Source organism: Effusibacillus pohliae DSM 22757, assembly GCF_000376225.1.
Classification (GTDB): Bacteria; Bacillota; Bacilli; order Tumebacillales; family Effusibacillaceae; genus Effusibacillus; species Effusibacillus pohliae.
In genome coordinates this window covers 1-6,633 of sequence record NZ_AQXL01000061.1, presented here as the reverse complement: position 1 = coordinate 6,633, position 6,633 = coordinate 1, and the positions used below count along the sequence as shown (strand labels likewise).

The 6,633-nt window shown below is 48.2% G+C and carries 6 protein-coding genes and 1 pseudogene; 5 read left to right on the top strand and 2 right to left on the bottom strand.

Annotation, left to right across the window (positions count from 1 at the left end):
* Positions 1-827: pseudogene (locus C230_RS21675) on the top strand (group II intron maturase-specific domain-containing protein); the annotation flags it as partial.
* A gap of 38 nt (positions 828-865) precedes the next feature.
* Here C230_RS21675 and C230_RS0101160 read toward each other — a convergent pair.
* Together C230_RS0101160 and C230_RS0101155 are read right to left on the bottom strand one after the other, a co-directional pair.
* A complete protein-coding gene (locus C230_RS0101160; RefSeq protein WP_018130245.1) occupies positions 866-1,408 on the bottom strand; it encodes a hypothetical protein in 543 nt (180 codons plus the stop codon).
* A gap of 66 nt (positions 1,409-1,474) precedes the next feature.
* A complete protein-coding gene (locus C230_RS0101155) occupies positions 1,475-2,071 on the bottom strand; it encodes a DedA family protein (protein ID WP_018130244.1) in 597 nt (198 codons plus the stop codon).
* 45 nt (positions 2,072-2,116) lie between these two features.
* Between C230_RS0101155 and C230_RS0101150 the strand changes: the two genes are divergently transcribed.
* From C230_RS0101150 to fliE, 4 genes are read left to right on the top strand one after another with little or no spacing between them, the layout of a single operon-like run.
* Positions 2,117-4,876 (top strand): cation-translocating P-type ATPase, encoded by a 2,760-nt coding sequence (locus tag C230_RS0101150; RefSeq protein ID WP_156807297.1) that lies wholly within the window; start codon positions 2,117-2,119, stop codon positions 4,874-4,876.
* A 6-nt stretch (positions 4,877-4,882) separates the two neighbouring features.
* Positions 4,883-5,476 carry a Chromate resistance protein ChrB gene (locus C230_RS0101145; RefSeq protein WP_018130242.1) on the top strand — a complete coding sequence of 198 codons (594 nt, stop codon included), beginning with the start codon at positions 4,883-4,885 and terminating at the stop codon, positions 5,474-5,476.
* A 58-nt stretch (positions 5,477-5,534) separates the two neighbouring features.
* Entirely contained in the window at positions 5,535-5,951 is a 417-nt protein-coding gene (gene flgB, locus C230_RS0101140) for a flagellar basal body rod protein FlgB (protein ID WP_018130241.1), read from the top strand.
* A gap of 50 nt (positions 5,952-6,001) precedes the next feature.
* Complete coding sequence (gene fliE / locus C230_RS0101135) at positions 6,002-6,295, top strand: flagellar hook-basal body complex protein FliE (RefSeq protein WP_018130240.1); 294 nt, start codon at positions 6,002-6,004, stop codon at positions 6,293-6,295.
* Positions 6,296-6,633: the final 338 nt, after the last annotated feature.

Sequence of the window (6,633 nt, the reverse complement as noted above, 5' to 3'; positions counted from 1 at the left end):
TGGGGAACGGTGAAACACCAACTCCTGACGGGAACGTATGAACCGAAGCCGGTCAGACGGGTGGAAATCCCCAAACCCGGAGGCGGGGTGAGGCTCTTAGGAATCCCGACCGTAATGGACCGCTTCCTCCAGCAAGCCCTTCTACAAGTGATGACCCACATCTTCGATGGCGGATTCTTACAGTACAGCTACGGATTCCGACTGGGCAAGCGGGCGCACGATGCCGTGCGGCAAGCCCAACGCTTCATCCAGGAAGGATACCGCTGGGTGGTCGACATGGACCAGGAAAAGTTTTTTGACCGGGTGAATCATGACATCCTGATGGCGCGGGTAGCGCGGTAGACCGCCCATGGAGGCGGAAGTTTCTTGGATTCAGCTTTCTGCCGAATCGGCAGGGAACCATACGGCTCGCGCCGAAAACGATCGAGCGGTTCAAGGAACGGATCCGTACCATCACATCCAGAACCCGGCCGGTATCGATGAAGCAGAGGATTGAGGAAGTGAACCGCTACATCATGGGGTGGGCAGGATACTTCCACATCGCCTCGGCCAAGAACCACTGCGAGTCATTCGACCGGTGGATACGGCGGCGGCTGAGGATGTGCCTGTGGAAACAATGGAAGCGAGTGCGAACACGCTATCGGGAACTACGGGCACTGGGTGTGCCGGAATTTGCGGTTCACATCATGGCCAACTCCCGTTGCGGGGCATGGGAAATGGCCCGCAACCTAAACAATGCCCTTGATACTTCCTATTGGGAAGCACAAGGGCTGAAAAGTTTGCTTGTTCGTTATTTGGAACTTCGTGAACCTTTTGGAACCGCCTAGTGCGGACCCGCATGCTAGGTGGTGTGAGAGGACGGGGGTTAGCCGCCCCCTCCTACTCGATAATAAGTGAAGGCTGCGATATGCACCGCCAAGCCTGCGAAAAGCAGCAGCCAAGATGTCCAATTTGTATTCTTCGTAGAAGAAGTTCTGAATGAGAAAAGATTTTTAAGTATTCTTTTCCCCCATAATGCTATGGCGATCAAAACCAGCAGAATCCCTGACAGCCAAAGAATGGAATCAATCAAACTAAAACTCATCGTATTTGAGATGACTTTGAAAACCTTAGTAAGCTCGTTTTTGGTGTACTGCAGCAGATCGTTGATTGTGAGGGAAGTAGGGAAATCCTGAATCAGCGTGCCGGCAATCGAAAAGAAATCCCGTGCAACTAAGAAAAAAAGATACACGATTTCAAGAGAAATGAACAGCGCAGCAGTTCCAACCACAATCAAAAATCCCCAATCGCTTGGACGTATTGCCTCCCTCAGATGATTACGCCCCCGTTCCTTAAAATGAACGACTGAATCCGGAGTCAGACCAAATCGTTCAATTACCGCCGATACAAGAGAAATCCATTTCGTCATTTGTTTGACCTCCTGCCAATTAAAAAGTCTTTTATTTTTCCATAAATGAACGATCGAAACGTATCATCATGTGTTCCCACGTCGAAACTTGAAATAAATAAACATCACTGTTGCCAGGATTATGACCAAGGCAAACCCAAATAAGCCGTATCTATGGAGGTACTCCTGAACGAGATACCAGTTTTCCCCAAGCTCTCTTCCTAAACTGATAAAGGTCAGACTCCAAGCAAGAGCACCGGAATATGCGAAGAGGCCAAATTTTCGAATTCCAATATTCGCGATTCCCGAAATATATCCGGTAACGTGTCTGACCCCTGGAATGAAATAGCCAACAAAGATCAAAATACTTCCGTACTTTTCAAACAAGTCATGGGTTCGTTGAATTTTTCGTTCGGTAATGTGGAGTTTAGGACCGAATTTTTTCAAGAATGGGAGTCCCAGTTTTGACCCTAACAAGTAACTGATCGTAATTCCAACCGCTGAACCGGAAAATGCGGATACTACCGCCAGAGGATATGACATTTTTCCCTGATACACAGTGTATCCGACGAACGTCATAAGCATTTCATCAGGCAAAGGCAATCCAACGATTCCGACTGCCAAGAATATAAAAATGCCCGGGTAACCGTATTCGCTGATTAGTTGTGCAAACTGTTGCTCCAATGACATCATCCTTTCGGATAATTTGTTACAAACGATTCGATTTGATTGAAACAATTGTTTCGTTTCGATATTATCAAAGCAGGAAGGGGAATGCAACAAATGTTGCATAATTTCAGGGAGGAGAATGATTGGATGCAAGTTCAGGCAGGTCAAAGATCTGATTTATGGCATAACGTTTCTGCTGATCAAGTGGTGCACGTGATGGAAACGAATGTACAAAACGGACTGTCTGCATTGGAAGCAGAAAAACGGACACAGTTGTATGGACCTAATCGCTTGCCTACAGCTCCGGGCAAGCCCTGGTGGCAAGAAATAGTGGAAGAAGTAACGGAACCGATGATTCTTCTTCTCTTGGCAGTGGGGGTCGTGTACGGCTTCTTGGGGGAACTGCGGGATGCAATTGCCATTTTTGTGATTATTATTGCAGTATTGGCGATTGAAATGGGGAACGAAAGCCGAGCGAAACGGGCCATCAAGTCGTTGGCCAAACTCAGTACGATGGATGCACCGGTAATTCGTGACGGTGCATACCGTGAAATCGCCGCTTCCGAATTGGTACCCGGTGATGTAGTGTTCTTGCGTCCGGGACAACGAATACCTGCAGATCTTCGCTTGTTGGAAACCATTCATCTTCGCATCGATGAGTCAAGCCTCACCGGAGAATCCGTCCCTGTCTCCAAAGAAGCGAACCTGATTTTGGGGGAGGAGACTGAACTGGCAGATCGAAGGAATCTGGCCTTTTCCGGGACGCTGGTTACTCGCGGCAAAGGAAAAGGGGTTGTGGTCCACACAGGCAGGGAGACGGAGATTGGAAAAATTGTCGGCCTGGTCAAGGAAGCACGGGAACCTCGAACCCCGCTTCAACTTCATATGCGGGAGTTAACCCGCTGGATGGTCTGGATTGCCCTTGGGTTTAGCGTGTTGATCGCCTTTCTTGGGTGGCTAAGGGGGATGGACTGGCGGGAAACCATCTTAACCGGGCTCTCTCTCGCGTTTGCAACGATTCCGGAGGAGCTGCCGATTTTGATTACGATGGTAATTGGATTGGGGGCGTACCGGCTTTCCAAACAAAACGCGATCCTTCGTCGTTTACGGACGGCAGAAACAGTGGGCAATGTCACAGTGATTGCAACCGACAAGACCGGTACCTTGACGGAAAATCGCATGCAGGTGGAAAAATGGTTTATCAATGGCCAGTGGCTAACGGATCAAGAGCAACAACAATCTGCCTGGGGAGAACTGGCTGTCCGTATCGGAGTTCTTGCCAATGATGGGTATGTAACGGAAAAGCCGGATGGGAAAAAAGGATTTGAAGGGGATCCTACCGATACAGCTTTTCTGTATAAAGCAGAAGAAATCGGATATGATGTTACAGCCATTCGTAAAGAATTTCAGATTCTTGAAGAGTACCCATTGGACGATTTGAATAAACGGGTATCGGTTCTGGTTCGGAGAGGCGATTCCCAGTTTACTTTGAGCAAAGGGGCTCCCGAGCAGCTTCTCTCACTTGCAGAGCATGTGGTTTGGAGTGGCCAGATTGTTCCGATGGCACAGGCTTTCCGGACTGAGATCGAACAACAAGCCAACATACTGGCATCCAAGGGATATCGGGTCCTCGGGTTGGCATTTAAAGAACAACCAGTGTCGTTTTCTGAAATGACACGGCATGAGGCTGAGTCAGATTTGGTCTTTCTAGGGCTGGTCGCATTACTGGATCCACCGCGTTTAGATGCTGAAGATGCTGTAAGGGATTTGCAGCAGGCTGGTGTACGGGTTGTGATGATCACTGGTGATCACCCGGAGACAGCCCGTACGATTGCAAGCAAAGTAGGGATTGATTCCGAGAAAACAATGGTAGGCCGTGAGATTGAAAGAATGACGGATGAAGACTTGCGTCAACGCGTGCAAGAGATTTCTGTTTTTGCCCGAACCACTCCTGAACATAAACTACGGATTGTCCGGGCTTTTCAAGAACAGGGAGAAATGGTGGCTGTGACCGGCGACGGGGTCAACGACGGCCCTGCCTTGAAAGAAGCGGCAGTTGGGATTGCAATGGGCAAAACGGGAACTGACGTGGCGAAGGAATCAGCCGACATGGTGTTGGCGGATGACCGCTTTTCGACGATTACGGTTGCGGTTCGAGAAGGAAGAAAGTTATTTGAAAATCTGTTTAAAGCGGTTCGTTATTATTTGGCGGCGAAAGTGGCTTTGATCTCAAGCACATTTTTTGCTGGTGTCGCGGGTTTGGCCATGCCTTTTTCTCCCATTCAGATTATTGTTCTCGAATTGTTTATGGATCTTGGAGCGTCGACAAGTTTTACCGCGGAGCGCTCTGAAGAAGATGTAATTAAACCTTCGCCAAGACGCACAGATCAACCCTTTATGGATAGGACGATGCTGACCGGGATTTTCTCGGGTGGACTCTCGTTAGGGGTGGCTGTTATTGTAGCTTACGTTTGGTCTTTACAAGCGGGGGCCGATGTCAGGCATGCACAAACGGTCGCATTTGCCACCTGGATGATCGGACACTTAATTCTGGCATTACTGATGCGTTCGCTTCGGGAGCCTTTGATTCATCTTGGAATTTTCACAAATAAAACCATGTGGGTTTGGATCGTATCGGCTATCGGATTTCTGATGTTGGCCGTGTGGGTGCCTTCGCTTCGTGAGTTGCTGCATCTTACCCCAATTCATCCTCAGGAGTGGATTGTAGTGATTACAAGTGCGGTACTTGCTCCTTTGTGGATGGAAGTTGGGAAATGGATTCGTTGGCAATCGGAAGTTGGGTATTCAGAAAAGGGGTGACATTGTTTGGAAACAGGTTTCTCGTGGATTGTGTTCTCGTACAAGGTCCCCAGTGAACCGTCAACCTTGCGTGTTCGAATCTGGCGGAATTTAAAAGAACTTGGGGTTGTGTATATTCAACAGTCGGTATGCGTTGCTCCCGATACGCCGGAAGTACGAAAAAAACTGATGCAAATCAAAAAACTGATTGAGTCGAGTAACGGGGAAGCACATCTGCTGGAGGTATCCAAATTTTCCGTGGACACAGAGGAACGATTGATTGATACGTTTAACGGGAAACGAACCTTAGAGTATCAGGAATTTCTCGAAGGCTGCGCGATCTTTCAGAAAGAAATTGAAACGGAAACCGCCAAAGGGAATTTTACTTTCCATGAAGTTGAAGAAAATGAGGCCGATTTACTGAAGTTAAAAAGATGGTTTCGCAAGATCATGAAACGTGATTTTTTCGCAAGTCCAATGCTGGCTCAGGCAAAAAATCGGCTTGACCAGTGCGAAAATTTGTTGGTGAAATTCACTCACCGGGTGTACCAATCAGAAGGTTATTCGGAAGGCCAAATTGTAAAAGAATCTGCCACAGGAGAGGAGTTAGACGATATGTAGGAATTTGTGAATATAAGTCGAATTGATTTTAAAACGACACCTTCAGAGGTGATAACTCATGAGTTTCATCAATACCAAATCGATGCAAATTTACGAACGGACTCTTGACGCTGCCAGTCTCAGACAAAAAGAGTTAGCCAACAACATTGCGAACGTGGATACTCCAAACTTTAAAAGAAGCGACATATCGTTTGAGTCAACCCTGCAAGCTTATCTGGAGCAAAAGAATGCACCCATACAATTGTTGCAAACCGATCCCAGACATATACCAGCTGGCCCTCGATCAATCAGCCAGATTCAACCGGAAATTATCGTGGAGAACTCCACAGCCGTTAACAATAACGGTAACAATGTGGACATTGACTCGGAAATGACTCAACTGGCTGTCAATCAGATCAAATACAACGCCGTCGTGCAGCTGATCAGCGGACACTTTAACAAGCTTCGTACCGCAATTCAGGGTGGAGGACGATAATCACAGACAGGTAGGACAATGAAATTAATTCAATCTAGGAGGAGCTAAGGATGATTCGTCCCATCTCACAAATATCCCCGTTGACAGTTGGGGAGACAGGAGTGGCCCCAAAGACCGCCTCGCAAGAGTCTTTTGCTTCAGTGCTGGGAAACATTCTAAACAAAGTGGCTGAAATGGAAACCCAGTCCGCAAATTTGGGATACCAACTGGCAGCGGGCCAGGGGGGAGACATTCATAATGTGATGATTGCGGGTGAAAAAGCATCGCTTGCCCTGCAGATGACGGTACAGGTTCGGAACAAGGTGGTCGAAGCCTATCAGGAAGTCATGCGGATGCAAATTTAACTGAAGGTGAATTACAAAAAACCATTGGATTCAATGTCCAATGGTTTTTTTCAAGGTGCGCTCGGCATGGGCGATTAACTTTAGGGTGAGAGTCCCGAACGGGGGCTGGCGAGCGCCTACCGTAGCCAAGGGCAAGGGTGTCCGTCGTGAGGCGGAATTTGAAGGAAGCCGGAGGCAAACGCACGGCTTGAGGTACACGAACCCAATTTGAGGCCGTTACAGTCGGATGAGCCTGCAAAACAAGGCAAAGTCCAAAGCCGCCAAAGGCTATAGCAGTAGACTTGGGTAGGCACATGAGCGGAAAGATGACGCTCTTATCTGGGGAGGCCTGCGGGGTA